This window comes from Photobacterium indicum, from assembly GCF_003026215.1.
Classification (GTDB): domain Bacteria; phylum Pseudomonadota; class Gammaproteobacteria; order Enterobacterales; family Vibrionaceae; genus Photobacterium; species Photobacterium indicum.
On the sequence record NZ_PYOC01000006.1, the window covers coordinates 239,932 to 261,661 of the forward strand.

Annotated in this window: 37 protein-coding genes; 35 read left to right on the plus strand and 2 right to left on the minus strand. The window is 43.5% G+C overall.

Going from position 1 to position 21,730, the window contains the following annotated elements; all coding sequences use genetic code 11:
- Positions 1 to 80 precede the first annotated feature (80 nt).
- Together C9J47_RS17215 and slyD are read left to right on the plus strand one after the other, a co-directional pair.
- On the plus strand, positions 81 to 290 hold the full coding sequence (locus C9J47_RS17215) for a YheV family putative zinc ribbon protein (RefSeq protein ID WP_006233822.1): 210 nt from the start codon (positions 81 to 83) through the stop codon (positions 288 to 290).
- A 79-nt stretch (positions 291 to 369) separates the two neighbouring features.
- Positions 370 to 942, plus strand: a complete 573-nt coding sequence (gene slyD, locus C9J47_RS17220; RefSeq protein WP_107254614.1) for a peptidylprolyl isomerase — start codon at positions 370 to 372, stop codon at positions 940 to 942.
- Positions 943 to 1,037: 95 nt separating this feature from the next.
- Here the strand turns inward: slyD and C9J47_RS17225 are convergent, their stop codons facing one another.
- Positions 1,038 to 1,259, minus strand: a complete 222-nt coding sequence (locus C9J47_RS17225; protein ID WP_107254615.1) for a SlyX family protein — start codon at positions 1,257 to 1,259, stop codon at positions 1,038 to 1,040.
- Positions 1,260 to 1,310: 51 nt separating this feature from the next.
- Positions 1,311 to 2,288, minus strand: coding sequence for a WD40 repeat domain-containing protein (locus C9J47_RS17230; RefSeq protein ID WP_107254616.1), 978 nt, complete (start codon positions 2,286 to 2,288; stop codon positions 1,311 to 1,313).
- Between the two features lie 180 nt (positions 2,289 to 2,468).
- Between C9J47_RS17230 and fkpA the strand changes: the two genes are divergently transcribed.
- From fkpA to secY, 33 genes are all read left to right on the plus strand, one after another.
- Positions 2,469 to 3,287 carry an FKBP-type peptidyl-prolyl cis-trans isomerase gene (gene fkpA, locus C9J47_RS17235; RefSeq protein WP_107254617.1) on the plus strand — a complete coding sequence of 273 codons (819 nt, stop codon included), beginning with the start codon at positions 2,469 to 2,471 and terminating at the stop codon, positions 3,285 to 3,287.
- A 223-nt stretch (positions 3,288 to 3,510) separates the two neighbouring features.
- A complete protein-coding gene (locus C9J47_RS17240) occupies positions 3,511 to 4,200 on the plus strand; it encodes a helix-turn-helix transcriptional regulator (protein WP_373456046.1) in 690 nt (229 codons plus the stop codon).
- A complete protein-coding gene (tusD, locus tag C9J47_RS17245; RefSeq protein ID WP_107254618.1) occupies positions 4,197 to 4,589 on the plus strand; it encodes a sulfurtransferase complex subunit TusD in 393 nt (130 codons plus the stop codon). Before C9J47_RS17240 ends, tusD begins: the two co-directional genes overlap by 4 nt.
- A 37-nt stretch (positions 4,590 to 4,626) precedes the next feature.
- Positions 4,627 to 4,983 (plus strand): sulfurtransferase complex subunit TusC, encoded by a 357-nt coding sequence (tusC, locus tag C9J47_RS17250; protein WP_107254619.1) that lies wholly within the window; start codon positions 4,627 to 4,629, stop codon positions 4,981 to 4,983.
- 7 nt (positions 4,984 to 4,990) lie between these two features.
- On the plus strand, positions 4,991 to 5,284 hold the full coding sequence (gene tusB / locus C9J47_RS17255) for a sulfurtransferase complex subunit TusB (RefSeq protein WP_107254620.1): 294 nt from the start codon (positions 4,991 to 4,993) through the stop codon (positions 5,282 to 5,284).
- Positions 5,285 to 5,463: 179 nt separating this feature from the next.
- Positions 5,464 to 5,838 carry a 30S ribosomal protein S12 gene (gene rpsL / locus C9J47_RS17260; protein WP_006233900.1) on the plus strand — a complete coding sequence of 125 codons (375 nt, stop codon included), beginning with the start codon at positions 5,464 to 5,466 and terminating at the stop codon, positions 5,836 to 5,838.
- 92 nt (positions 5,839 to 5,930) lie between these two features.
- Positions 5,931 to 6,401 carry a 30S ribosomal protein S7 gene (rpsG, locus tag C9J47_RS17265; RefSeq protein WP_006233899.1) on the plus strand — a complete coding sequence of 157 codons (471 nt, stop codon included), beginning with the start codon at positions 5,931 to 5,933 and terminating at the stop codon, positions 6,399 to 6,401.
- Positions 6,402 to 6,479: 78 nt separating this feature from the next.
- Positions 6,480 to 8,576, plus strand: a complete 2,097-nt coding sequence (gene fusA, locus C9J47_RS17270; protein ID WP_107254621.1) for an elongation factor G — start codon at positions 6,480 to 6,482, stop codon at positions 8,574 to 8,576.
- Between the two features lie 101 nt (positions 8,577 to 8,677).
- The gene (tuf, locus tag C9J47_RS17275; protein WP_107254622.1) at positions 8,678 to 9,862 is read left to right on the plus strand and encodes an elongation factor Tu; all 1,185 of its coding nucleotides are present in this window, start codon (positions 8,678 to 8,680) and stop codon (positions 9,860 to 9,862) included.
- A 241-nt stretch (positions 9,863 to 10,103) separates the two neighbouring features.
- The gene (locus C9J47_RS17280) at positions 10,104 to 10,292 is read left to right on the plus strand and encodes a (2Fe-2S)-binding protein (protein ID WP_107254623.1); all 189 of its coding nucleotides are present in this window, start codon (positions 10,104 to 10,106) and stop codon (positions 10,290 to 10,292) included.
- Between the two features lie 85 nt (positions 10,293 to 10,377).
- Positions 10,378 to 10,854 (plus strand): bacterioferritin, encoded by a 477-nt coding sequence (bfr, locus tag C9J47_RS17285; protein WP_107254624.1) that lies wholly within the window; start codon positions 10,378 to 10,380, stop codon positions 10,852 to 10,854.
- 364 nt (positions 10,855 to 11,218) lie between these two features.
- Complete coding sequence (gene rpsJ / locus C9J47_RS17290) at positions 11,219 to 11,530, plus strand: 30S ribosomal protein S10 (RefSeq protein WP_006232338.1); 312 nt, start codon at positions 11,219 to 11,221, stop codon at positions 11,528 to 11,530.
- Between the two features lie 12 nt (positions 11,531 to 11,542).
- The gene (gene rplC / locus C9J47_RS17295; RefSeq protein WP_006232339.1) at positions 11,543 to 12,172 is read left to right on the plus strand and encodes a 50S ribosomal protein L3; all 630 of its coding nucleotides are present in this window, start codon (positions 11,543 to 11,545) and stop codon (positions 12,170 to 12,172) included.
- A 15-nt stretch (positions 12,173 to 12,187) separates the two neighbouring features.
- Entirely contained in the window at positions 12,188 to 12,790 is a 603-nt protein-coding gene (gene rplD, locus C9J47_RS17300; protein ID WP_006232340.1) for a 50S ribosomal protein L4, read from the plus strand.
- On the plus strand, positions 12,787 to 13,089 hold the full coding sequence (rplW, locus tag C9J47_RS17305; RefSeq protein ID WP_006232341.1) for a 50S ribosomal protein L23: 303 nt from the start codon (positions 12,787 to 12,789) through the stop codon (positions 13,087 to 13,089). Before rplD ends, rplW begins: the two co-directional genes overlap by 4 nt.
- An 18-nt stretch (positions 13,090 to 13,107) precedes the next feature.
- Positions 13,108 to 13,935: a 50S ribosomal protein L2 gene (gene rplB / locus C9J47_RS17310; RefSeq protein WP_006232342.1), complete on the plus strand. Its 828-nt coding sequence runs from the start codon at positions 13,108 to 13,110 to the stop codon at positions 13,933 to 13,935.
- A 17-nt stretch (positions 13,936 to 13,952) separates the two neighbouring features.
- Positions 13,953 to 14,231 carry a 30S ribosomal protein S19 gene (gene rpsS / locus C9J47_RS17315; RefSeq protein WP_007469141.1) on the plus strand — a complete coding sequence of 93 codons (279 nt, stop codon included), beginning with the start codon at positions 13,953 to 13,955 and terminating at the stop codon, positions 14,229 to 14,231.
- A gap of 10 nt (positions 14,232 to 14,241) precedes the next feature.
- Complete coding sequence (gene rplV, locus C9J47_RS17320; RefSeq protein WP_005302797.1) at positions 14,242 to 14,574, plus strand: 50S ribosomal protein L22; 333 nt, start codon at positions 14,242 to 14,244, stop codon at positions 14,572 to 14,574.
- A 15-nt stretch (positions 14,575 to 14,589) separates the two neighbouring features.
- The gene (gene rpsC / locus C9J47_RS17325) at positions 14,590 to 15,279 is read left to right on the plus strand and encodes a 30S ribosomal protein S3 (RefSeq protein WP_006232345.1); all 690 of its coding nucleotides are present in this window, start codon (positions 14,590 to 14,592) and stop codon (positions 15,277 to 15,279) included.
- Between the two features lie 11 nt (positions 15,280 to 15,290).
- Positions 15,291 to 15,701, plus strand: a complete 411-nt coding sequence (gene rplP / locus C9J47_RS17330; RefSeq protein WP_107254625.1) for a 50S ribosomal protein L16 — start codon at positions 15,291 to 15,293, stop codon at positions 15,699 to 15,701.
- Positions 15,701 to 15,892, plus strand: a complete 192-nt coding sequence (gene rpmC / locus C9J47_RS17335) for a 50S ribosomal protein L29 (RefSeq protein ID WP_006232347.1) — start codon at positions 15,701 to 15,703, stop codon at positions 15,890 to 15,892. Before rplP ends, rpmC begins: the two co-directional genes overlap by 1 nt.
- Positions 15,892 to 16,146, plus strand: a complete 255-nt coding sequence (gene rpsQ, locus C9J47_RS17340) for a 30S ribosomal protein S17 (protein ID WP_006232348.1) — start codon at positions 15,892 to 15,894, stop codon at positions 16,144 to 16,146. Before rpmC ends, rpsQ begins: the two co-directional genes overlap by 1 nt.
- Positions 16,147 to 16,310: 164 nt before the next feature.
- A complete protein-coding gene (gene rplN / locus C9J47_RS17345) occupies positions 16,311 to 16,682 on the plus strand; it encodes a 50S ribosomal protein L14 (protein ID WP_006232349.1) in 372 nt (123 codons plus the stop codon).
- An 11-nt stretch (positions 16,683 to 16,693) separates the two neighbouring features.
- A complete protein-coding gene (gene rplX, locus C9J47_RS17350) occupies positions 16,694 to 17,008 on the plus strand; it encodes a 50S ribosomal protein L24 (RefSeq protein WP_107254626.1) in 315 nt (104 codons plus the stop codon).
- 17 nt (positions 17,009 to 17,025) lie between these two features.
- A complete protein-coding gene (gene rplE, locus C9J47_RS17355; RefSeq protein ID WP_006232351.1) occupies positions 17,026 to 17,565 on the plus strand; it encodes a 50S ribosomal protein L5 in 540 nt (179 codons plus the stop codon).
- A gap of 15 nt (positions 17,566 to 17,580) precedes the next feature.
- Complete coding sequence (gene rpsN, locus C9J47_RS17360; protein WP_107254627.1) at positions 17,581 to 17,886, plus strand: 30S ribosomal protein S14; 306 nt, start codon at positions 17,581 to 17,583, stop codon at positions 17,884 to 17,886.
- 34 nt (positions 17,887 to 17,920) lie between these two features.
- Positions 17,921 to 18,313, plus strand: coding sequence for a 30S ribosomal protein S8 (rpsH, locus tag C9J47_RS17365; RefSeq protein WP_006232353.1), 393 nt, complete (start codon positions 17,921 to 17,923; stop codon positions 18,311 to 18,313).
- 12 nt (positions 18,314 to 18,325) lie between these two features.
- Positions 18,326 to 18,859 carry a 50S ribosomal protein L6 gene (rplF, locus tag C9J47_RS17370; RefSeq protein ID WP_107254628.1) on the plus strand — a complete coding sequence of 178 codons (534 nt, stop codon included), beginning with the start codon at positions 18,326 to 18,328 and terminating at the stop codon, positions 18,857 to 18,859.
- A gap of 9 nt (positions 18,860 to 18,868) precedes the next feature.
- The gene (rplR, locus tag C9J47_RS17375; RefSeq protein ID WP_107254629.1) at positions 18,869 to 19,222 is read left to right on the plus strand and encodes a 50S ribosomal protein L18; all 354 of its coding nucleotides are present in this window, start codon (positions 18,869 to 18,871) and stop codon (positions 19,220 to 19,222) included.
- A gap of 13 nt (positions 19,223 to 19,235) precedes the next feature.
- A complete protein-coding gene (gene rpsE / locus C9J47_RS17380; RefSeq protein WP_006232356.1) occupies positions 19,236 to 19,733 on the plus strand; it encodes a 30S ribosomal protein S5 in 498 nt (165 codons plus the stop codon).
- 5 nt (positions 19,734 to 19,738) lie between these two features.
- Entirely contained in the window at positions 19,739 to 19,918 is a 180-nt protein-coding gene (gene rpmD / locus C9J47_RS17385; RefSeq protein ID WP_006232357.1) for a 50S ribosomal protein L30, read from the plus strand.
- 5 nt (positions 19,919 to 19,923) lie between these two features.
- The gene (gene rplO / locus C9J47_RS17390) at positions 19,924 to 20,358 is read left to right on the plus strand and encodes a 50S ribosomal protein L15 (RefSeq protein WP_006232358.1); all 435 of its coding nucleotides are present in this window, start codon (positions 19,924 to 19,926) and stop codon (positions 20,356 to 20,358) included.
- Positions 20,359 to 20,380: 22 nt separating this feature from the next.
- Positions 20,381 to 21,697 (plus strand): preprotein translocase subunit SecY, encoded by a 1,317-nt coding sequence (secY, locus tag C9J47_RS17395; RefSeq protein ID WP_006232359.1) that lies wholly within the window; start codon positions 20,381 to 20,383, stop codon positions 21,695 to 21,697.
- Positions 21,698 to 21,730 lie beyond the last annotated feature (33 nt).

The following is a 21,730-nucleotide window of genomic DNA, read 5'->3' on the forward strand; positions in this document are numbered from 1 at the left end:
CACACATCATACTCAATGCAGAATCGTTGTTATTCAGCGAGTTGTAGCAAAGGGACGCGTGCAATAAAGGGATGAGTAGTATGGCAAAGAAAAGATTTATTGCTGGTGCGGTATGTCCTGCTTGTAGCAAGCAAGACACCTTGCGCTGGTGGAAAGAAAATGAAATTGAGATTGTCGAATGCGTAGAGTGTCATCACGTAGATCGTCGTCTTCCTAAGTCTGTAGAGCAAAGTGAACACCTTGCTGAAGATAAGGGCCAGCAGGTTATCGGTATTTTTAAACCTGAATAGATCGCTTATGATTAGCATCTTGGTACAAGAATTCGGTATCATGCAGCCTTAACACCTAGCTCAAATTTTCGGAGTAAACATGAAAGTCGCTAAAGACATCGTAGTAAGCTTGGCATATCAAGTAAAAACTGAAGAAGGCGCTGTAGTTGATCAGTCAACTGTTGACGCACCACTTGATTACCTACACGGCCATGACAACCTAATCGTTGGCTTAGAAAAAGCATTGGAAGGCCGTGAAGCGGGCGACAAATTTGAAGTAACTGTTGCTCCTGAAGATGCATACGGCGAACACGTAGATGAAATGGTACAACGTGTACCTGCAGACGTATTCCAAGGTGTTGATGAAATCACTGTTGGTATGCGTTTCTTAGCAGATACTGATCAGGGACCAATCCCTGTTGAAGTAACTGAAGTTGATGGCGACGAAGTTGTTGTTGATGGTAACCATATGCTTGCAGGTCAAACACTGACTTTTACTGCTGAAGTTGTTGCTGTTCGCGCAGCTACGGAAGAAGAGATTTCACACGGTCACATTCACCAAGGTGGTGGTTGTTGTGGCGGTGGTAGCTGTGGCGATCACGACCACGGTGAAGAAAAAGAAGAAGGCTGCTGTGGCGGCGAAGACAAAGGCGGCTGTGGCTGTTCTCACTAATAGCTTTATTTATTAAGTATTACTCTTAATGAACAACAAAAAACGGGAAGCATTTGCTTCCCGTTTTTTTATTTGAATTTTGCTTGCGAGAACACTTAATAGTGTGGCGGCGGAGTCTCTTCCGATTCTTCGGCCATATTTGATGACTGAAAGCCTTTAACCTTACCCACCAAGAATTTAAGCTGAACCTGCATTTTATCAAATTGAAATTGTTGATCCGTTAGTGCTTCATTAAGATCATCGATTGTTTGTTCTTGAAAAGCTTGCTTCATTTCTAGCTCGTCAACTTGAGCTTGTAGTTTTTCAATATCAGTCATGAGGTTAGGTACCAAAAATGTTATACCGCTCAGAGAATACTCTGATGGGATTTAATCTGTTGTCCAGGTTTGGGCAATACCAGCTGATGTACCAGAGACTACCTGCCCTGAAGGCGAAATAGCAACATCATACACCACTGCTGACGGTGGTCGAGCATCTTGTAGTGGTGCCGCTTCCCATCGGCCTATGTTCTTGCCTGTTGTGGTATCCCAAAGTTCCACCCTGCGAGAAGGGGTGCCAGTTGCTAACCTTGTTCCATCATCAGAAAAGCGTGCGCTAGATAAATTTTGTTGACGTAAATGAATGGAAAGCGCTGTTTGTTTCTTCCCTGTTTGCAAATCCCAAATAAAAATATCATTCCCCCCATCTGCCGTCATCGCTAATTTACCATCACGCTGAAGGGCGACTCGATTTATTCGTGAAGTATGCTCAAAGGTATGAATGATCTGCCCTGAACGGGTATCCCATAGATAAGCAAAGTAGTCATTTCCGCCTGATAGCACATATTGCCCATTGGCAGAAATCGCGACTGAGTTCACTTTTTCTTGATGAGCAAGGAACTCTAAGCGTCGCCCAGTGCCCAAGTCGATGTATAAGGCTTTACCGTTAGATAAAGCTAATACAACATGCTGACCATTGTTAGCGATATCAACATCACGAATAACGCCATCAGAAAGAGACCATAATCCGTCAGACTTTCCCCATGCTAAATCCCATACGGCAAAGTTTTGGGCTGTGGCGGTTATGGCGAATTGGTTGTTATCAGAAATACTACTAGAAATGACGGTATTGTGATGTGGGTCTTGAGAACCAAAATCAGCTAACTTTTTGTTTTGCTGTAAGTCCCATAGCAAGATACCTTGTTTAGTTGAGTGTAATAAAGCGAAGCGACCATCACGGCTGAGACTAAAGCTGGTGGCACCATCAGAGGCTAATACCCAACGGTTAACCTCTGACGATGAAAAAAAACAGCCACTAAGTGATGTGAGTGCCAAAATGAAGCCTACTATAAGGAATACTTTGCGCATTAAGGTCTGGTTCCGGTTCACTTTATTATTATGTAAGAAAATATTATTTGATTAACGTACTGACTAAGCAGCAATTTAATCAGATTGGTATTAGTATATTAATATGGCAAGTTTTTCACATCTACAGTGAAAGGCAAAGCGAGAAATGAGGGTAAGCCTCATCGAATGACGGAGAAATACATGAAACCTGTTCTAAAGATGTCTCTTTTGGCTGCAACTATTTTATTAGCTGTTGGCTGTCAAGATGAAAAAACGACGGAAACAACACCTGCAGAGCCTGCAAAAGTAGAGCAGGTAGCAGCTGAAGCAACCTCTGAGAAAGCGACAGAAGCGTTTGCATCTGAAGATCAAAAATCAGCGTATGCTATTGGTGCATCACTTGCACAATACTTATCAGCTAATTTAGACCAGCAGAAAGAACTTGGTTTAGAGCTAAATCGTGATGATGTACTTGCTGGTGTGAGCGATGTATTCGCTAATAAGAGCCGTATGACGCCAGAAGAAACACAACAAGCGCTTCAAGATCTTGATAAGCGTGTATCTGATATTGTTGCTGAGAAAGCAAAAGTAGAATCAGAGAAAAGCATTAAAGCGGGTGAAGAATTCCGTGCCGAGTTTGAAAAACAAGAAGGCGTAGCAAAGACTGAATCAGGTCTACTATACCAAGTAGAAAAATCAGCTGAAGGTGAGAAACCAGCAGCAACAGATACTGTTCAAGTTCACTACAAAGGTACATTAACTGACGGAACTGAATTTGATAGCTCATATAAGCGTAATCAACCAGCAACGTTCCCGCTGAATCAGGTGATTCCTGGTTGGACTGAAGGTGTTCAATTAATGCCTGTTGGTTCTAAGTTTAAGTTTGTTATCCCGCCTGAATTAGCATATGGCTCACAAGCAAACCCAAGCATTCCAGCAAACTCTACTTTAGTATTTGAAGTTGAATTATTGCAGATTGTTAAAGCGGATAAACCAGCTACAGAGCTTGAAACGCAATAAATTGTGTAATCAAAGCTAATTTTATTAGCATATAGTTTGATAAGACCCGACTCATGTCGGGTCTTTTTTTATATATATTCTGATAAACTTACTAACAGGATTTGATTTTATGTCCATTCTATTGATTATCTCTTAATGCACATTAGGCAGATTATGAATGTAATGGATATTTGCAATGGAAGAATTAGCAGTGGCATCTACAGATAACTTTGGCTCTGAAGTCATGATTGAACATGATTTAGTGGAAACGCGCACTTTTACTGAGCATGACTACATCATTTTGCGTTCATACGAAGCCGTTGTTGACGGTCTTGCAGCCTTGATCGGGCCTTTTTGTGAAATTGTTTTGCATTCTTTGGACGATCTCAATACCTCTGCAATCAAAATTGCTAACGGTGAAAATACAGGGCGTAAAGTCGGTTCGCCAATTACAGATCTAGCACTACGTATGCTGCGTGATATTGAAGGGTCAGAACGTAATTTCTCGCGTGCCTATTTTACACGGGCAAAAGGTGGCGACTTAATGAAATCCATCACTATTGCGATTCGCAATGGTGAAGACCGCATCATTGGTCTGTTATGTATTAACGTTAATTTAGATGCTCCTTTTTCGCAGATTCTGCAATCGTTCATGCCAACAGATGAAGCAAAACAAGCGGCATCAACGGTTAACTTTGCAAGCGATGTGGATGAATTAGTCGATCAAACTGTAGAGCGAACAATCGAAGAAATTAACGCCGATAAAAGTGTTTCAAATAATGCCAAGAACCGTCAGATAGTGATGGATCTCTATGATAAAGGTATTTTCGATATTAAAGATGCGATTAACCGTGTGGCCGATCGTCTGAATATCTCTAAGCACACAGTGTATTTATATATTCGCCAGCGTAAGACTGAGGATGGCGAAAAATGACATTGAATTACGTGTTGGTGGTTAATGGCCCCGTTTATGGTACACAAGCAGCACGTTCAGCTTATCAATTTGCATTGGCATTATTAGCGCAGGGGCACCAGTTATCACGTATCTTCTTTTACCAAGAGGGGGTACAAAATGGCTCTGCGTTGACGGTACCCGCCTCAGATGAATTTGATCTTGTTGCCGCTTGGCAACAGCTTTCAATTACGCATTCAATCGAATTACAAACGTGCGTAGCTGCGGCATTACGCCGCGGTGTTGTCGGTAAGCAAGAAGCAGCACAAAACATGTTATCAGCAGATAACCTAGCAACAGGCTTTGAACAGGCTGGATTAGGTGGGTTAGCTGAATCTATGTTAACTGCAGATCGGGTTATTCAATTCTAAATAACACTTTGTTTAAGCTGCATTTTAAGAGAGCAACATGAAACCATTAGGCTTTGTATTTCGAACTGCACCTCACGGCGTAAGTAATGGTCGAGAAGGGTTAGATGCGGTATTGGCGACATCGGCTTACAGTGAAGACCTGCATTTATTTTTTATGGATGATGGTGTATTTCAATTAGTAAAAAATCAGCAGCCTGCTCTTGTTTTGTCGCGTGATTATATTGCGACGTTTAAAATGCTTGAGTTATACGATATTGATAATATTTACGTCTGCCAAGATTCAATGAATATGCGTGGGTTAACTAAAAATGATTTCATTATCGACATTATTGCCCTCGATGAAATTGGTATAAAAACAAAATTACAGCATTGTCAGCGTGTTCTAAGTTTCTGAGGGTTTTATGCTTCATACCGTCACCACATCACCTTTTCATACCCAGTCTTTGCAAAGCTGTCTACGCTATATAAGCCAAGATGATGAGATTTTATTGCTTCAAGATGCAGTTTTTGCCGGATTACGAGAAAATATTTGGTCTAAAACAATAAAAGTTTCAGGTGTAAAAATATATTTACTGAAAGAAGATCTCTTGGCGAGAGGAATTGCCGATAAAGTTGACGAGTGTTTTGAAGTTGTTGATTATACAGGGTTTGTTTCGCTGTCTGTTCAACATGAAGCACAGATGAAATGGGAGTAAAATCCCACTTAGGATAGGGTGAACTGTCAAATTTCATGATTGTTTAAGAAATGATCACCTGATTGTTCGTTGTATACATCTTGACACCCTAATGTGCGACGCCTAAAATTTCGCGTCCTCCTGTTGTTGGGAGGCAGATTTTTCACATTTTACGAAAGTAATATTTCAGGAGCTATTTAATGGCAACTATTAACCAGCTGGTTCGCAAGCCACGTGTAAAGCAAGTTGTAAAAAGCAACGTGCCTGCACTAGCAGCGTGCCCGCAAAAGCGTGGTGTATGTACTCGTGTTTACACTACTACACCTAAAAAACCGAACTCAGCGTTACGTAAAGTATGTCGTGTTCGTTTAACTAACGGCTTTGAAGTTACTTCATACATCGGCGGTGAAGGTCACAACCTTCAGGAGCACTCAGTTGTTCTTATCCGTGGTGGTCGTGTTAAAGATTTACCAGGTGTGCGTTACCACACCGTTCGTGGTGCACTTGACTGTGCAGGCGTAAATGGCCGTAAGAAAGGTCGTTCTAAGTACGGTGTTAAGCGTCCTAAGTCTTAATGGATTCCGTTAAGTAAGGCCAAACATTTAAATTAAATTTGAAAAAACTGAAAAGTTTTGGATAACCTGAAGAAGACAACGGAGATATATCCATGCCACGTCGTCGCGTAATCGGCCAGCGTAAAATTCTATCTGACCCTAAGTTCGGATCTGATCTGCTGGCAAAATTCGTTAACATCCTTATGGTTGACGGAAAGAAATCTACTGCAGAAAAAATCGTTTACACTGCACTAGATACTATGACTGAGCGTTCTGGTGAAGAATGTTTATCAGTATTCGAAAAAGCTCTTGAAAATGTACGTCCAGCGGTAGAAGTTAAATCTCGCCGTGTGGGTGGTTCAACTTACCAGGTGCCTGTAGAAGTACGTCCAGTACGTCGTAATGCACTAGCTATGCGTTGGTTAGTTGAAGCTGCGCGTAAGCGTGGTGAAAAATCTATGGCTCAGCGTCTTGCAGGCGAAATGCTTGATGCGGCTGACAACAAAGGTACTGCTGTTAAGAAACGTGAAGACGTTCACCGCATGGCAGATGCGAACAAAGCATTCGCACACTACCGCTGGTAATAGCGAATGGATGCAGCAGGCGTTTCCTGTTGCATCTAAACCATACTCTAAGGTTTCCCTTAGTAAGAGGATACAACCGTGTCTCGTAAAACACCTATCGAGCGATACCGTAATATTGGTATTTGTGCTCATGTTGACGCTGGTAAAACAACGACTACCGAACGTATTCTGTTTTATACAGGCCTATCTCACAAGATCGGTGAAGTGCACGATGGCGCTGCTACAATGGACTGGATGGAACAGGAGCAAGAGCGTGGTATAACTATCACTTCTGCTGCTACTACTACGTTTTGGCGTGGTATGGAAGCCCAGTTTCCAGAGCATCGCATAAACATCATTGATACCCCTGGACACGTTGACTTCACTATCGAAGTTGAACGTTCTCTACGTGTACTCGATGGTGCTGTTGTCGTTTTCTGTGGTTCTTCAGGCGTTGAGCCTCAGTCTGAGACTGTGTGGCGTCAAGCTGATAAATATGAAGTGCCACGTATGGTTTTCGTAAACAAGATGGACCGTGCTGGTGCCGACTTCCTGCGTGTTGTTGACCAGATCAAAACCCGTCTTGGTGCGAACCCAGTGCCAATCCAGCTTAATATTGGTGCTGAAGAAGAATTTAAAGGTGTAATCGACCTGTTCAAGATGAAGGCTATTAATTGGTCTTCTGAAGATCAAGGTATGACTTTTACCTATGAAGACATTCCAGCAGATATGCAAGACCTTGCTGATGAATGGCGCATGAACTTAGTTGAGTCGGCTGCAGAAGCAAATGACGAACTAATGGAAAAATACCTTGAAGAAGGTGAGCTGTCTGAAGAAGAAATCAAGGCAGGTCTTCGTCAACGTACATTGAATAATGAAATCGTTTTGGCAACGTGTGGCTCAGCATTTAAGAACCAAGGTGTTCAGGCTGTGCTAGATGCCGTTATTGATTTCTTACCTTCACCAACTGAAGTGAAAGCTATCACTGGTGAAGACGAACTGGGTAATGCTGCAGAGCGTCATTCTAATGATGATGAACCGTTTGCAGCCCTTGCGTTTAAAATCGCAACTGACCCGTTCGTAGGTACATTGACATTCATGCGTGTTTACTCAGGTGTTGTAAAATCTGGTGATACTGTCTACAACTCTGTAAAAGAAAAACGTGAACGCTTAGGTCGCATCGTTCAGATGCACGCAAATAAGCGTGAAGAGGTCAAAGAAGTTTGCTCTGGTGATATCGCTGCAGCAATTGGCCTTAAAAGCGTGACTACTGGCGATACTCTGTGTGATTTAAATAATAAAATTATTTTAGAGCGCATGGAATTTCCTGTACCAGTAATCCAGATTGCGGTTGAGCCAAGATCTCAAGCTGATCAAGATAAGATGGGGATTGCGCTAGGTAAACTAGCGGCAGAAGATCCATCTTTCCGAGTGGAAACCGATAATGAATCAGGCCAGACTTTAATCTCTGGCATGGGTGAGCTTCACCTTGATATCATTGTTGACCGTATGAAACGTGAATTCAGTGTTGACTGTAACGTGGGTAACCCTCAAGTTGCATACCGTGAAACAATTCGTGGTACAACTAAATCTGAAGGCAAGTTCATACGTCAATCAGGTGGACGCGGTCAGTTTGGACATGTTTGGCTGAAGATCGAACCGTCAGAACCTGATGAAGGTTTTGTTTTCGTTGATGAAATCGTGGGCGGTTCTGTACCAAAAGAATTTATTGGTGCAGTAGCTAAAGGCGTTGAAGAGCAAATGAATAGTGGTGTGCTTGCGGGCTTCCCTATTCTTGATGTCAAAGCGACACTCTTCGATGGTTCTTACCATGATGTAGATTCTAGCGAAATTGCGTTTCAAATTGCTGGTTCAATGGCCTTCAGGGACGGTGCATTAAATGCAAACCCTGTGATCCTTGAACCAATGATGAAAGTTGAAGTAACTACACCTGAAGATTGGATGGGTGATGTTGTTGGTGACATTAATCGTCGCCGCGGCATGATCGAAGGTATGGATGATGGCCCGGCGAATCTTAAGATTCTTCGTGCTCAAGTACCTCTTTCTGAAATGTTCGGTTACGCAACTGATTTACGTTCAGCAACACAAGGCCGCGCGTCTTATTCTATGGAATTTAGCGAATATGCTGAAGTACCAAAGAATGTTGCTAATCGTATAATCGCAGAGCGAACATAATTTCATTATTGCGTCTACAGTTGTAGACGCATAAAATACAAACTTCGGACGCGTCCCCTAACCTAGTGGGGGGCGTATCTTAACTAGGAAGGAACACGAACGTGTCTAAAGAAAAATTTGAACGTCTAAAACCGCATGTTAACGTTGGTACAATCGGCCACGTCGATCACGGTAAAACAACTCTAACTGCTGCTATCTGTACTACACTTGCAAAAGTGTACGGTGGTGATGCAAAAGACTTCGCTTCTATCGATAACGCTCCAGAAGAGCGCGAGCGCGGTATCACAATCTCTACTTCTCACGTAGAATACGATACTCCTACTCGTCACTACGCACACGTTGACTGTCCTGGACACGCCGATTATGTTAAAAACATGATCACTGGTGCTGCTCAAATGGATGGTGGTATCCTAGTTGTTGCTGCAACTGATGGTCCTATGCCACAAACACGTGAGCACATCCTTCTTGGTCGTCAGGTTGGTATTCCTTACATCATCGTATTCATGAACAAATGTGACATGGTTGATGATGAAGAGCTACTAGAACTAGTAGAAATGGAAGTTCGTGAACTTCTTTCTGAATACGATTTCCCAGGCGATGATTGCCCAGTAATCATGGGTTCTGCACTTGGCGCACTTAACGGTGAAGCTCAGTGGGAAGAGAAAATCGTTGAACTAGCTGAAGCTCTAGATAACTACATCCCAGAGCCAGAGCGTGCAATCGATCTTCCATTCATCCTTCCAATCGAAGATGTTTTCTCAATTCAAGGCCGTGGTACTGTTGTAACTGGTCGTGTTGAGCAAGGTATCGTACGTGTTGGTGAAGAAGTTGCTATCATCGGTATCAAAGAGACTATCACTACTACATGTACTGGTGTTGAAATGTTCCGTAAGCTTCTTGACGAAGGCCGTGCTGGTGAGAACGTTGGTGTTCTTCTACGTGGTACTAAGCGTGATGAAGTTGAACGTGGTCAAGTTCTTGCTAAGCCTGGTTCAATCACTCCACACACTACTTTCACTTCAGAAATCTATGTTCTTTCTAAAGATGAAGGCGGTCGTCACACTCCTTTCTTCAAAGGTTACCGTCCACAGTTCTACTTCCGTACAACTGACGTAACGGGTACTATCGAATTGCCAGAAGGCGTTGAGATGGTAATGCCTGGTGATAACATTTCTATGACTGTTACTCTAATCGCTCCTATCGCGATGGACGAAGGTCTACGTTTTGCTATCCGTGAAGGTGGCCGTACTGTAGGTGCTGGTGTTGTTGCAACAATCATTGCTTAATTTGCAATAATTGAACAACGCAAAAAGGGAGCTTAGGCTCCCTTTTTTTATATCTAAATTTCTACATTGAGCTGTAGATATGCTATTCGTATAAGCTTCTGAATTTAAATCTTATTCTAAATAACCCATAAATGAACATTTTCAAGAACTAAATCATCTATCAAACTTCTCTATTCTTAATGGAAATGCAAACGATTCTCGTTTATATTGTTTGCGTAATTCATTACTATGTGAGAGCACGATGTACGTTTGTGTATGCTTTGGTATTTCCGATAAAAAAATCGTTATGTTAACCCAAGAAAACAAAGTCAGCGATATACGAAGCATTCGAGAAATTACGTCATTAGGCTCCCAATGTGGTAAATGTATTCGCCAAGCAAAAAATATTATCGAAGAAACAACAGCGATAAGCTTTGAAAAAGCCAGTTAGCCCTCTGTAGCCGCTATCCCGCAACCTTTGACACCCTTAAAATCGGTTCTATTCTTAGATGAACTGATAGAGGAGTGCCTTCCCAATGAAAGCCGATCCAAAAATCATTCAACACTTAAATAAAATATTAGGCAATGAGCTCGTTGCGATAAACCAGTACTTCCTACATGCCAGAATGTATAAAGACTGGGGATTAAAGCACCTAGCAGATAAGGAATACCACGAATCGATTGATGAGATGAAACATGCAGATCATTTAGTTGAGCGTATTTTGTTTTTAGAAGGGCTGCCTAATTTACAAGATTTAGGAAAGTTGAACATCGGGGAAGATACTCAAGAAATGATTGAATCTGACTTAGCATTAGAAATGGCAGCCATTCCCGATCTGCGTGATGCAATTGCTTATTCTGAAGAAGTTCGAGATTATGTTTCGCGTGATTTATTTCAAGATATCTTGGAAGAAGAAGAAGAACATGTCGATTGGTTGGAAACTCAATTAGGCTTGATAGATAAGATGGGTATAGCGAACTACAATCAGGCTCAAATTGTCGATGAAGATTAACTTATATATCAATACAATATGGTAATAATGAGGCTGATTTAGGTTTTCTATTATGGGTATCAATTACTATTTAGCACTTCTGTTTGATTATTTTCCGAACAAGGCTTGCACTCTAAAGTGTGATCTGTATAATGCACCGCACTGTCCTTATAAAGACAGTTGTGAACCAATAAGCATTGAGGAAGAAGTCATCTATATATGACTTAACAATGTATACTCTGACTTATGTTCGCAGTCATTAAATTGACTGACAACGTGCCCAAATGGGGCACTACGGTTTCACATAAATCAATCGGCATTCATTCGTTTATTCGAATTAGAATGGCGATATTGTTTGTGTAAATTTTAATTGGAGCTCTGTCTCATGCAGAACCAACGTATTCGTATCCGCCTTAAGGCGTTCGATCACCGTCTGATTGATCAGTCAACAGCGGAAATCGTTGAAACAGCTAAGCGTACTGGCGCGCAGGTTAAGGGTCCTATCCCTCTTCCTACACGTAAAGAACGCTTCACTGTTCTTACTTCTCCACACGTCAATAAAGATGCACGTGATCAGTACGAAATCCGTACTCACAAGCGTCTTATCGACATCGTTGAGCCAACAGATAAAACTGTTGATGCTCTTATGCGTCTAGATCTAGCTGCTGGCGTTGATGTCCAGATCAGCCTAGGTTAAGGGGAGTAAGAAATGATTGGTCTAATCGGTCGTAAAGTGGGCATGACCCGCATCTTTACCGAAGAAGGCATTTCTATCCCAGTAACAGTGGTTGAAGTTGAAGCTAACCGTGTAACTCAAGTTAAATCTCTTGAGACTGACGGTTACAACGCAATTCAGATCACTACTGGAACTAAGAAAGCTAACCGTGTATCTAAACCAGCTGCTGGTCACTTCGCGAAAGCGGGTGTTGAAGCTGGACGCGGTCTTTGGGAATTCCGTCTAGAAAATGGTGAAGAGTTTACAGTTGGCGCTGAGCTAAATGTTGAACTGTTCAACGAAGTTAAAAAAGTAGACGTTACTGGCACATCTAAAGGTAAGGGCTTCCAAGGCGCAATTAAGCGTTGGAACTTCAGTACTCAAGATATGACCCATGGTAACTCCTTGTCTCACCGTGCACCGGGTTCAATTGGCCAATGTCAAACTCCAGGTCGCGTATTTAAAGGCAAGAAAATGGCTGGTCACATGGGAGCTGAGCGTGTTACGACTCAGAACCTAGAGATCGTACGTGTTGACGCTGAGCGCAATCTGCTTCTTATTAAAGGTGCAGTACCAGGCTCAATCGGCGGCAACGTGATCGTTAAACCAGCTGTTAAAGCGTAGGTCGAGGAGTTAGTAATGGAATTGGTAGTCAAAGGCGCTGATGCGCTAACTGTCTCCGAAACTACTTTTGGACGTGATTTCAATGAAGCTCTAGTACATCAGGTAGTTGTTGCTTACGCAGCAGGTGCTCGTCAAGGTACTCGTGCTCAGAAAACTCGTTCTGACGTTTCTGGCGGTGGTGCAAAACCATGGCGCCAGAAGGGTACAGGCCGTGCACGTGCAGGTACTATTCGTAGTCCTTTATGGCGCACCGGTGGTGTAACTTTCGCAGCTCGTCCACAGGACCACAGCCAGAAAGTTAACAAGAAAATGTACCGTGGTGCAATGAAGAGCATTCTTTCTGAGCTAGTTCGTCAAGAGCGTTTAATCGTTGTTGATAACTTCTCTGTAGAAGCACCAAAAACAAAAGAACTAGCAGCTAAGCTTAAAGAGCTTGATCTGTCTGACGTTCTTATCGTAACTGGCGAGTTAGATGAAAATCTATTCCTTGCAGCACGTAACCTTTACAAGGTAGACGTTCGTGATGCAGCGACAATCGACCCAGTTAGCTTGATCGCTTTTGACAAAATTGTGATGACTGCTGCTGCAGTTAAGCAAGTTGAGGAGATGCTAGCATGATCACTGAAGAGCGTATTTTAACAGTTCTACGTGCTCCGCACATCTCTGAAAAAGCAACAATGGCTGCAGAAAGCGCGAATACTATCGTGTTTAAAGTAGCGATTACTGCGACAAAAAGAGAGATTAAAGCAGCAGTTGAAAAACTGTTCGAGGTTGAAGTTAAGTCTGTAAATACTCTTGTTGCTAAGGGTAAGACCAAAAGTCAAGGTGCACGCCAAGGCCGTCGTAGTGACTGGAAGAAAGCGTACGTTATCTTGAAAGAAGGTCAAGACATCGACTTCGCTGGTAGTGCAGAGTAAGGCTAGGAGCAAAGAAGAATGGCTATTGTTAAATGTAAGCCGACTTCCCCGGGTCGTCGCCACGTAGTAAAAGTGGTTAACTCTGACCTGCATAAGGGTAAGCCGTACGCACCACTTTTAGAGAAAAACTCTAAGTCTGGTGGTCGTAACAATAACGGTCGTATCACAGTACGTCACATCGGTGGTGGTAATAAACAACATTACCGTCTAATCGACTTTAAGCGTACTAAAGATGGTATCCCGGCAAAAGTAGAGCGTTTGGAATATGATCCAAACCGTAGTGCAAACATTGCACTAGTACTTTATGCTGATGGTGAACGCCGTTACATCATCGCACCTAAGGGTGTGTCAGCTGGTGACATGATCCAGTCTGGCGAAGATGCTGCAATCAAAGTTGGTAACACGTTACCAATGCGCAATATTCCTGTAGGTTCAACAGTACACTGTGTTGAGCTTAAGCCAGGTAAAGGCGCTCAGTTGGCTCGTTCAGCTGGCGCTTACGCTCAGATCATTGCACGTACAGGCACTTATGTGACTCTACGTCTACGTTCTGGTGAAATGCGTAAAGTTCTTTCTGAATGTCGTGCGACACTTGGTGAAGTTGGTAACTCGGAACACATGCTACGTGAGCTAGGTAAAGCTGGTGCTTCACGTTGGCGTGGTATCCGTCCAACTGTACGTGGTGTTGTAATGAACCCAGTCGATCACCCACACGGTGGTGGTGAAGGTCGTACATCAGGCGGTCGTCACCCGGTATCCCCTTGGGGCGTACCAACTAAGGGTTACAAGACTCGTTCGAACAAACGCACCGACAAGTACATTGTACGTAGTCGTAATAAAAAATAATTATCAGAGGATAAGCCATGCCACGTTCTCTCAAGAAAGGTCCTTTCATTGACCTGCACTTGCTGAAGAAGGTAGAGAAAGCGGTGGAAAGCGGAGACAAGAAGCCTGTAAAGACTTGGTCCCGTCGCTCAATGATCATCCCTCAGATGATCGGTTTGACCATCGCTGTCCATAATGGTCGTCAGCACGTACCTGTTTTCGTTTCTGAAGAAATGATCGGTCACAAGCTAGGCGAATTTGCACCAACACGTACTTATCGCGGCCACGCTGCAGATAAGAAAGCTAAGAAGCGCTAAGGAGTAGGATATGGAAGCTATTGCTAAACATCGTTTTGCTCGTATTTCGCCTCAGAAAGCACGTTTGGTAGCAGATCAACTGCGCGGTAAGCCAGTTGCACAGGCTCTAGAAATTCTTAACTTCAGCAACAAAAAAGCTGCTGATTTAATTAAGAAAGTTCTAGAGTCAGCTATCGCTAACGCAGAACACAACGAAGGCGCAGACATTGATGATCTTAATGTTGCAAAAATCTTCGTTGACGAAGGTCCTACCATGAAGCGTATTATGCCTCGTGCTAAAGGCCGTGCCGATCGCATCTTGAAGCGTTCTAGCCACATCACTGTTGTTGTAGCAGACCGCTAACTAGGAGAGAAAGCAATGGGTCAGAAAGTACATCCTAATGGTATTCGTCTAGGCATCGTTAAGCCTTGGAATACCACTTGGTTTGCTAATAGCCAAGAATTCGCTGACAACCTAGATGGCGACTTCAAGGTACGTCAGTTTCTTATTAAAGAACTGAAAAAAGCGTCTTTATCTCGTGTTGTTATCGAGCGTCCAGCGAAGAGCATCCGTGTGACTATTCACACTGCTCGTCCTGGTATCGTTATCGGTAAGAAAGGCGAAGACGTAGAAAAACTACGTGCTCATATTTCAAAGATCGCTGGTGTTCCAGCTCAGATCAACATTTCTGAAGTACGTAAGCCAGAGCTAGACGCTCAATTAGTTGGTGACAGCATCGCGTCTCAACTAGAACGTCGTGTTATGTTCCGTCGCGCTATGAAGCGTGCAGTTCAAAACGCTATGCGTCTTGGCGCTAAGGGTATCAAAGTTCAAGTAGGTGGTCGTTTAGGCGGCGCTGAAATCGCACGTTCAGAGTGGTACCGTGAAGGTCGTGTACCTCTACACACTCTTCGTGCTGACATTGATTACGCAACTTCTTCGGCTCACACCCAATACGGTGTTATCGGTATTAAAGTTTGGATCTTCAAAGGTGAAGTTCTAGGCGGTATGCCAATTGAAGAGCCTAAGGCTGACAAGCCTAAGAAGCAGCGCAAAAGCCGTAAATAAGGAGTTTATTGATGCTGCAACCAAAACGCACTAAATTCCGCAAGACTTTTAAAGGTCGTAACCGCGGTCTAGCGAACGGTACTGACGTAAGCTTCGGTACATTTGGTCTTAAAGCTGTTGGTCGTGGTCGTTTGACTGCTCGCCAAATTGAAGCTGCTCGTCGTGCCATGACTCGTCATGTGAAACGTCAAGGCCAAATCTGGATTCGAGTTTTCCCCGACAAGCCTATTACAAGCAAGCCGTTGGAAGTTCGTCAGGGTAAGGGTAAAGGTAACGTTGAGTACTGGGTTGCCCAAATCCAACCAGGTAAAGTTCTTTATGAAATGGATGGTGTTCCTGAAGTACTAGCACGTGAAGCATTTAAACTTGCTGCACGTAAGCTACCAATCAAGACAACATTTGTAATTAAGGCGGTAATGTGATGAACGCTGTAGATCTACGCGCTAAAAGCGTTGAAGAACTAAATGCTGAGCTTGTGAGCCTACTACGTGAACAGTTCAACTTGCGCATGCAAGCTGCAACTGGTCAACTACAGCAGACTCATAACCTGAAAGCTGTACGTCGTGATATCGCACGTGTTAAAACCGTTCTTACTGAGAAGGCTGGCGCATAATGAGCGAACAAACTCGTATCCAGCTTGGTCGTGTAATTAGCAGCAAGATGGACAAGTCTATCGTTGTTGCTATCGAACGCATGGTGAAACACCCAATGTACGGTAAGTACATTAAGCGTACGACTAAGCTTCATGCACACGATGAAAACAATGAGTGTAACCTAGGTGACACTGTTGAAGTTCGTGAATGTCGTCCACTATCTAAGACTAAGTCTTGGACATTGGTACGCGTAGTTGAAAAAGCTCGCGGTTAAGCGAACTTAGCAACTAAATGATTAAGCGGCCCTGAAAAATATTGGGGCCGTTTATTTTTTGTCTACCCATCGGTCGAAAATGGTGTTATTATTCGCCGCCTTTGAAGAAAAGGCATATCGATCCGTAGTGGGTCTAGATGTTTTAAAATAAGCGGAGCACTAACATGATCCAAATGCAAAGTACGCTTGACGCAGCCGATAACTCCGGCGCTCGTCGCGTAATGTGTATTAAGGTTCTGGGTGGTTCTCACCGCCGTTACGCACACATCGGTGATATCATCAAGATTACTGTGAAAGAAGCAATTCCTCGCGGTAAAGTTAAGAAAGGTGATGTTCTGAAGGCGGTGGTTGTACGCACCCGTAAAGGCGTTCGTCGCCAAGACGGCTCTGTCATTCGCTTCGACCGTAATGCTTGCGTATTATTGAACGATACTACAGAGCAACCGATCGGTACTCGTATTTTTGGCCCAGTGACACGTGAACTTCGTAATACGAAATTCATGAAAATCGTATCACTAGCGCCTGAAGTACTGTAAGGAGTAACAAAATGGCAGCTAAGATCCGTCGCAACGACGAAGTTATCGTTCTTACCGGTAAAGATAAAGGTAAGAAAGGTAAAATAACTAAGGTTCTAGCAACCGGTAAAGTTATCGTTGAAGGTATTAACCTTGTGAAAAAACACCAGAAGCCTGTACCGGCAATGGGTGTACAAGGTGGCATCGTTGAACAAGAAGCAGCTATTGATGCTTCTAACGTTGCAATCTTCAATGCTGAAACCGGCAAAGCAGACCGTGTAGGCTTTCGATTTGAAGACGACAAAAAAGTTCGTTTCTTTAAATCTAATGGCTTAACTATTAAGTAATTTTGGAGTAGTACACTATGGCGAAACTGCATGATTACTACAAAGAGACTGTTGTAAAAGAGCTTGCTGAAAAGTTCGAATACAAGAGTATCATGCAAGTCCCAAGGATCGAAAAAATCACACTTAACATGGGTGTGGGTGAAGCGATCAACGACAAAAAGCTATTAGAAAATGCTGCTGCTGACATGACTGCTATTGCAGGTCAGAAGCCGCTAATTACTAAAGCTCGTAAGTCTGTTGCTGGTTTTAAGATCCGTGAGGGCTACCCGATTGGCTGTAAAGTAACCCTACGTGGCGAACGTATGTGGGATTTCTTTGAACGTCTAATTTCAATTGCTGTTCCTCGTATTCGAGATTTTCGTGGTCTAAACCCGAATTCTTTCGATGGTCGTGGTAACTACAGCATGGGCGTTCGTGAGCAGATCATCTTCCCAGAAATCGACTACGACAAAGTAGATCGAGTGCGTGGTCTTGATATTACTATCACTACTTCTGCTGCTTCTGATGAAGAGTCAAAAGCTCTGTTATCTGCTTTTAACTTCCCATTCCGTAAGTAAAAGTAAGGGTTACATATGGCTAAAGAATCAATGAAGGCACGCGAAGCTAAACGTGCCAAGCTAGTAGCTAAGTTCGCTGAAAAGCGTGCATCGCTAAAAGTTATTATTAGTGACGTGAATGCGTCTGAAGAAGACCGCTGGAACGCAGTGCTTAAGCTTCAGTCTCTACCACGTGATTCTAGTTCATCTCGTCAGCGTAATCGCTGTAACCAGACTGGACGTCCACACGGTTACTTACGTAAGTTCGGCTTAAGCCGTATCAAGGTTCGTGAAACTTGCATGAAAGGCGAGATTCCGGGTCTACGTAAAGCCAGCTGGTAATTAGTTACCAATTTAGAATCACGGAGTATTGACTATGAGCATGCAAGATCCGATTTCGGATATGCTGACCCGTCTTCGTAACGGTCAAACAGCAAAGAAAGTTGCTGTTAAAATGCCATCTTCTAAGCAAAAAGTTGCAATTGCGGCTCTTTTGAAAGAAGAAGGTTTTGTGGCTGAATTCACTGTTACAGGTGAAGTTAAGCCAGAGCTAGAAGTTACTCTTAAGTACTTCGAAGCTAACCCAGTTATCGAGCAAATCCAACGTGTTTCACGTCCTGGCCTACGCATCTACAAGAAAAAAGATGCGCTACCGTCAGTGATGGGTGGCCTTGGTATTGCTGTTGTATCCACTTCCAAGGGTCTTATGACCGACCGCGCTGCTCGCAAAGCGGGTCTTGGCGGTGAGATTATCTGCTACGTAGCATAATAGGAGTAGGACATGTCTCGTGTTGCAAAAGCACCTGTAGTACTTCTTGCTGGCGTAGAAGTTAAACTCAACGGTCAGGAAATTACTGTTAAAGGTCCTAAGGGCGAATTAGCTCTTGTTGCCAATAACGCAGTAGTTTTAACTCAGGAAGAAAACACCATCACATTTGGTCCACGCGAAGGCTTTGATAAAGCTTGGGCACAAGCAGGTACTGCTCGTGCATTAGTGAACAACATGGTTGTTGGTGTTACTGAAGGCTTTACTAAGAAGCTAACCCTTAAAGGCGTAGGTTACCGTGCAAATGTTGCTGGTAATACTGTTAACCTTACTTTGGGCTTCTCGCACCCAGTAGCGCATGAATTGCCAACTGGTGTTAAAGCTGAATGTCCAACACAAACTGAAATCGTACTTACGGGTACTGATAAGCAGGTAATTGGACAGGTAGCGGCGGATATTCGCGCTTACCGTAGCCCTGAACCTTATAAAGGTAAAGGTGTTCGTTACGCCGACGAAGTCGTGCGTACTAAAGAAGCTAAGAAGAAGTAAGGTAACACTATGGATAAGAAAGCATCTCGTATCCGTCGTGCGACCCGAGCACGTCGTAAGATTGCTGAACTGGGCGCAACTCGCCTAGTAATACACCGTACTCCACGTCATGTGTATGCTCAGGTAATTGCACCGAACGGCTCTGAGGTTATCGCTGCCGCTTCTACCCTAGATAAAGTGATCCGTGAGTCAATTGCGAACACCGGTAACAAAGACGCTGCTGCAGCTGTAGGTAAAGCTATTGCTGAGCGCGCGATTGAAAAAGGCATTTCTAATGTTGCTTTCGATCGTTCTGGTTTCCAATACCACGGCCGTGTAGCTGCTCTAGCAGAAGCTGCTCGTGAAGCTGGACTGAAATTCTAAGGTAGGCGGAAAGATGGCTAACGAAAAGACTCAATCAGATTTGAATGAAAAGCTAATCGCTGTTAACCGTGTTTCAAAAACGGTTAAAGGTGGTCGTATTTTCAGTTTTACTGCACTAACAGTAGTTGGTGACGGTAACGGTCGCATCGGTTTTGGTTACGGTAAGGCACGTGAAGTTCCTGCTGCAATCCAGAAATCAATGGAAAAAGCACGTCGTAACATGATTACAGTTGCGCTAAACGACGGTACTCTACACCACGCTGTTAAAGGTCGCCACACTGGTTCTAAAGTGTACATGCAACCTGCTTCAGAAGGTACTGGTATCATCGCCGGTGGTGCAATGCGTGCAGTGCTAGAAGTTGCGGGTATCCGTAACGTACTAGCTAAAGCATACGGTTCTACTAACCCAATCAACGTTGTTCGCGCAACAATTGATGGTTTAGGCGGAATGAACTCTCCAGAAATGATCGCTGCAAAGCGTGGCCTTTCTGTTAAAGAAATTCTGGGGTGATCGACATGGCAAATACTATTAAAGTAACACAAACAAAGAGCTCTATCGGTCGTTTACCGAAGCATGTAGCTTGTTTGCGTGGTCTAGGCCTTCGCCGTATCAACCACACTGTTGAGCTTGAAGATACTGCCTGCGTACGCGGCATGATCAATAAAGTTCACTACATGGTTAAAATTGAGGAGTAATCAGTATGCGTTTGAATACTCTATCACCGGCTCCGGGTTCTAAGCCTTCTGCGAAGCGCGTAGGCCGTGGTATCGGTTCTGGTCTGGGTAAAACTTGTGGCCGTGGTCACAAAGGTCAGAAATCACGTTCTGGTGGTTCTGTCCGTCCAGGCTTCGAAGGCGGTCAAATGCCTTTGAAACAGCGTCTACCAAAATTCGGTTTTACTTCTCGTAAGAGCTTGGTAACAGCTGAAGTTCGTCTAGGCGAACTGGCGAAAGTCGATGGTGACGTGATTGATCTAGCTACACTGAAAACAGCAAACCTTATCACTAAAGACATCAAGTTTGTAAAAGTTGTCCTTTCTGGTGAGATCGCTCGCTCAGTAACAGTTAACGGTCTTCGCGTGACTAAAGGCGCTAAAGCTGCAATCGAAGCTGCCGGCGGTAAAATCGAGGAATAATTAACTCGAGGATGAGGTACAGATGGCTAAACAACCAGGAAAAGATTTTCGTAGTGCACAAGGTGGCCTAGCAGAGCTTAAGACACGCCTTCTATTCGTATTAGGTGCGATCTTAATTTTCCGAGCAGGTTCTTTTGTGCCTATCCCTGGTATTGACGCTGCTGTACTTGCCGATTTGTTCGAACAGCAAAAAGGTACCGTTATTGAACTGTTTAACATGTTCTCTGGCGGTGCACTCGAGCGTGCTTCTATCTTAGCACTAGGTATCATGCCGTATATTTCGGCATCGATTATCGTACAGTTGCTAACGGTAGTTCATCCGGCATTAGCCGAGTTGAAGAAAGAAGGTGAATCTGGTCGTCGTAAGATTAGCCAGTACACCCGATACGGCACGCTTGTTTTGGCAACTTTCCAAGCAATTGGTATTGCTACAGGGTTACCAAGTATGATTCCTGGTCTGGTAATTAATCCAGGCCTTGGTTTCTACTTTGTTGCGGTTGTTAGTTTGATCACTGGTACCATGTTTTTAATGTGGTTAGGTGAGCAAATTACTGAGCGTGGTATCGGTAACGGTATATCAGTGATTATTTTCACTGGTATTGTAGCCGGTTTGCCACCAGCTATCGGACAAACTGTTGAGCAAGCACGTCAAGGTGAATTGCACGTACTTCTTCTACTGTTAATTGCGGTTATATCTTTCGCTGTAATATATTTTGTAGTGTTTATGGAGCGTGGTCAGCGTCGTATCGTCGTTAACTATGCCAAGCGCCAACAAGGCCGTCGTGTCTTCGCAGCGCAAAGCACTCATTTGCCATTGAAAATTAATATGGCAGGTGTAATTCCAGCGATTTTTGCATCAAGCATTATTCTGTTTCCAGGCACGCTGGCTCAGTGGTTTGGACAGAACGAGAACCTTGGTTGGTTAAGCGATATTTCGCTTGCTCTTAGCCCAGGTCAACCGCTTTATGTAATGCTTTATGCAGCTGCGATTATTTTCTTCTGTTTCTTCTATACCGCGTTGGTGTTTAACCCTCGCGAGACAGCTGATAACTTGAAGAAGTCTGGTGCATTCGTACCTGGTATTCGTCCGGGCGAACAGACTGCGAAATATATTGATAAAGTTATGACACGCTTAACCTTAGCGGGTGCGATGTATATTACCTTTATCTGTCTGATCCCCGAGTTTATGATGATTGCATGGAATGTACGCTTTTATTTTGGCGGTACATCACTACTAATCGTAGTTGTAGTTATTATGGATTTCATGGCTCAAGTTCAGACACACATGATGTCTCAACAATATGAGTCTGTTTTGAAAAAGGCTAACCTCAAAGGCTAAGTCCTTGATGTTAGATAACCTTTACGGAGTTTA

What these genes read in the sequence shown, in the direction of transcription:
- C9J47_RS17215 (WP_006233822.1), top strand. Translation starts at nt 81, where the DNA reads ATGGCAAAGAAAAGATTTATTGCTGGTGCGGTATGTCCTGCTTGTAGC.
- slyD (WP_107254614.1), top strand. Translation starts at nt 370, where the DNA reads ATGAAAGTCGCTAAAGACATCGTAGTAAGCTTGGCATATCAAGTAAAA.
- C9J47_RS17225 (WP_107254615.1), bottom strand. Translation starts at nt 1,259, where the DNA reads ATGACTGATATTGAAAAACTACAAGCTCAAGTTGACGAGCTAGAAATG.
- C9J47_RS17230 (WP_107254616.1), bottom strand. Translation starts at nt 2,288, where the DNA reads ATGCGCAAAGTATTCCTTATAGTAGGCTTCATTTTGGCACTCACATCA.
- fkpA (WP_107254617.1), top strand. Translation starts at nt 2,469, where the DNA reads ATGAAACCTGTTCTAAAGATGTCTCTTTTGGCTGCAACTATTTTATTA.
- C9J47_RS17240 (WP_373456046.1), top strand. Translation starts at nt 3,511, where the DNA reads ATGATTGAACATGATTTAGTGGAAACGCGCACTTTTACTGAGCATGAC.
- tusD (WP_107254618.1), top strand. Translation starts at nt 4,197, where the DNA reads ATGACATTGAATTACGTGTTGGTGGTTAATGGCCCCGTTTATGGTACA.
- tusC (WP_107254619.1), top strand. Translation starts at nt 4,627, where the DNA reads ATGAAACCATTAGGCTTTGTATTTCGAACTGCACCTCACGGCGTAAGT.
- tusB (WP_107254620.1), top strand. Translation starts at nt 4,991, where the DNA reads ATGCTTCATACCGTCACCACATCACCTTTTCATACCCAGTCTTTGCAA.
- rpsL (WP_006233900.1), top strand. Translation starts at nt 5,464, where the DNA reads ATGGCAACTATTAACCAGCTGGTTCGCAAGCCACGTGTAAAGCAAGTT.
- rpsG (WP_006233899.1), top strand. Translation starts at nt 5,931, where the DNA reads ATGCCACGTCGTCGCGTAATCGGCCAGCGTAAAATTCTATCTGACCCT.
- C9J47_RS17280 (WP_107254623.1), top strand. Translation starts at nt 10,104, where the DNA reads ATGTACGTTTGTGTATGCTTTGGTATTTCCGATAAAAAAATCGTTATG.
- bfr (WP_107254624.1), top strand. Translation starts at nt 10,378, where the DNA reads ATGAAAGCCGATCCAAAAATCATTCAACACTTAAATAAAATATTAGGC.
- rpsJ (WP_006232338.1), top strand. Translation starts at nt 11,219, where the DNA reads ATGCAGAACCAACGTATTCGTATCCGCCTTAAGGCGTTCGATCACCGT.
- rplC (WP_006232339.1), top strand. Translation starts at nt 11,543, where the DNA reads ATGATTGGTCTAATCGGTCGTAAAGTGGGCATGACCCGCATCTTTACC.
- rplD (WP_006232340.1), top strand. Translation starts at nt 12,188, where the DNA reads ATGGAATTGGTAGTCAAAGGCGCTGATGCGCTAACTGTCTCCGAAACT.
- rplW (WP_006232341.1), top strand. Translation starts at nt 12,787, where the DNA reads ATGATCACTGAAGAGCGTATTTTAACAGTTCTACGTGCTCCGCACATC.
- rplB (WP_006232342.1), top strand. Translation starts at nt 13,108, where the DNA reads ATGGCTATTGTTAAATGTAAGCCGACTTCCCCGGGTCGTCGCCACGTA.
- rpsS (WP_007469141.1), top strand. Translation starts at nt 13,953, where the DNA reads ATGCCACGTTCTCTCAAGAAAGGTCCTTTCATTGACCTGCACTTGCTG.
- rplV (WP_005302797.1), top strand. Translation starts at nt 14,242, where the DNA reads ATGGAAGCTATTGCTAAACATCGTTTTGCTCGTATTTCGCCTCAGAAA.
- rpsC (WP_006232345.1), top strand. Translation starts at nt 14,590, where the DNA reads ATGGGTCAGAAAGTACATCCTAATGGTATTCGTCTAGGCATCGTTAAG.
- rplP (WP_107254625.1), top strand. Translation starts at nt 15,291, where the DNA reads ATGCTGCAACCAAAACGCACTAAATTCCGCAAGACTTTTAAAGGTCGT.
- rpmC (WP_006232347.1), top strand. Translation starts at nt 15,701, where the DNA reads ATGAACGCTGTAGATCTACGCGCTAAAAGCGTTGAAGAACTAAATGCT.
- rpsQ (WP_006232348.1), top strand. Translation starts at nt 15,892, where the DNA reads ATGAGCGAACAAACTCGTATCCAGCTTGGTCGTGTAATTAGCAGCAAG.
- rplN (WP_006232349.1), top strand. Translation starts at nt 16,311, where the DNA reads ATGATCCAAATGCAAAGTACGCTTGACGCAGCCGATAACTCCGGCGCT.
- rplX (WP_107254626.1), top strand. Translation starts at nt 16,694, where the DNA reads ATGGCAGCTAAGATCCGTCGCAACGACGAAGTTATCGTTCTTACCGGT.
- rplE (WP_006232351.1), top strand. Translation starts at nt 17,026, where the DNA reads ATGGCGAAACTGCATGATTACTACAAAGAGACTGTTGTAAAAGAGCTT.
- rpsN (WP_107254627.1), top strand. Translation starts at nt 17,581, where the DNA reads ATGGCTAAAGAATCAATGAAGGCACGCGAAGCTAAACGTGCCAAGCTA.
- rpsH (WP_006232353.1), top strand. Translation starts at nt 17,921, where the DNA reads ATGAGCATGCAAGATCCGATTTCGGATATGCTGACCCGTCTTCGTAAC.
- rplF (WP_107254628.1), top strand. Translation starts at nt 18,326, where the DNA reads ATGTCTCGTGTTGCAAAAGCACCTGTAGTACTTCTTGCTGGCGTAGAA.
- rplR (WP_107254629.1), top strand. Translation starts at nt 18,869, where the DNA reads ATGGATAAGAAAGCATCTCGTATCCGTCGTGCGACCCGAGCACGTCGT.
- rpsE (WP_006232356.1), top strand. Translation starts at nt 19,236, where the DNA reads ATGGCTAACGAAAAGACTCAATCAGATTTGAATGAAAAGCTAATCGCT.
- rpmD (WP_006232357.1), top strand. Translation starts at nt 19,739, where the DNA reads ATGGCAAATACTATTAAAGTAACACAAACAAAGAGCTCTATCGGTCGT.
- rplO (WP_006232358.1), top strand. Translation starts at nt 19,924, where the DNA reads ATGCGTTTGAATACTCTATCACCGGCTCCGGGTTCTAAGCCTTCTGCG.
- secY (WP_006232359.1), top strand. Translation starts at nt 20,381, where the DNA reads ATGGCTAAACAACCAGGAAAAGATTTTCGTAGTGCACAAGGTGGCCTA.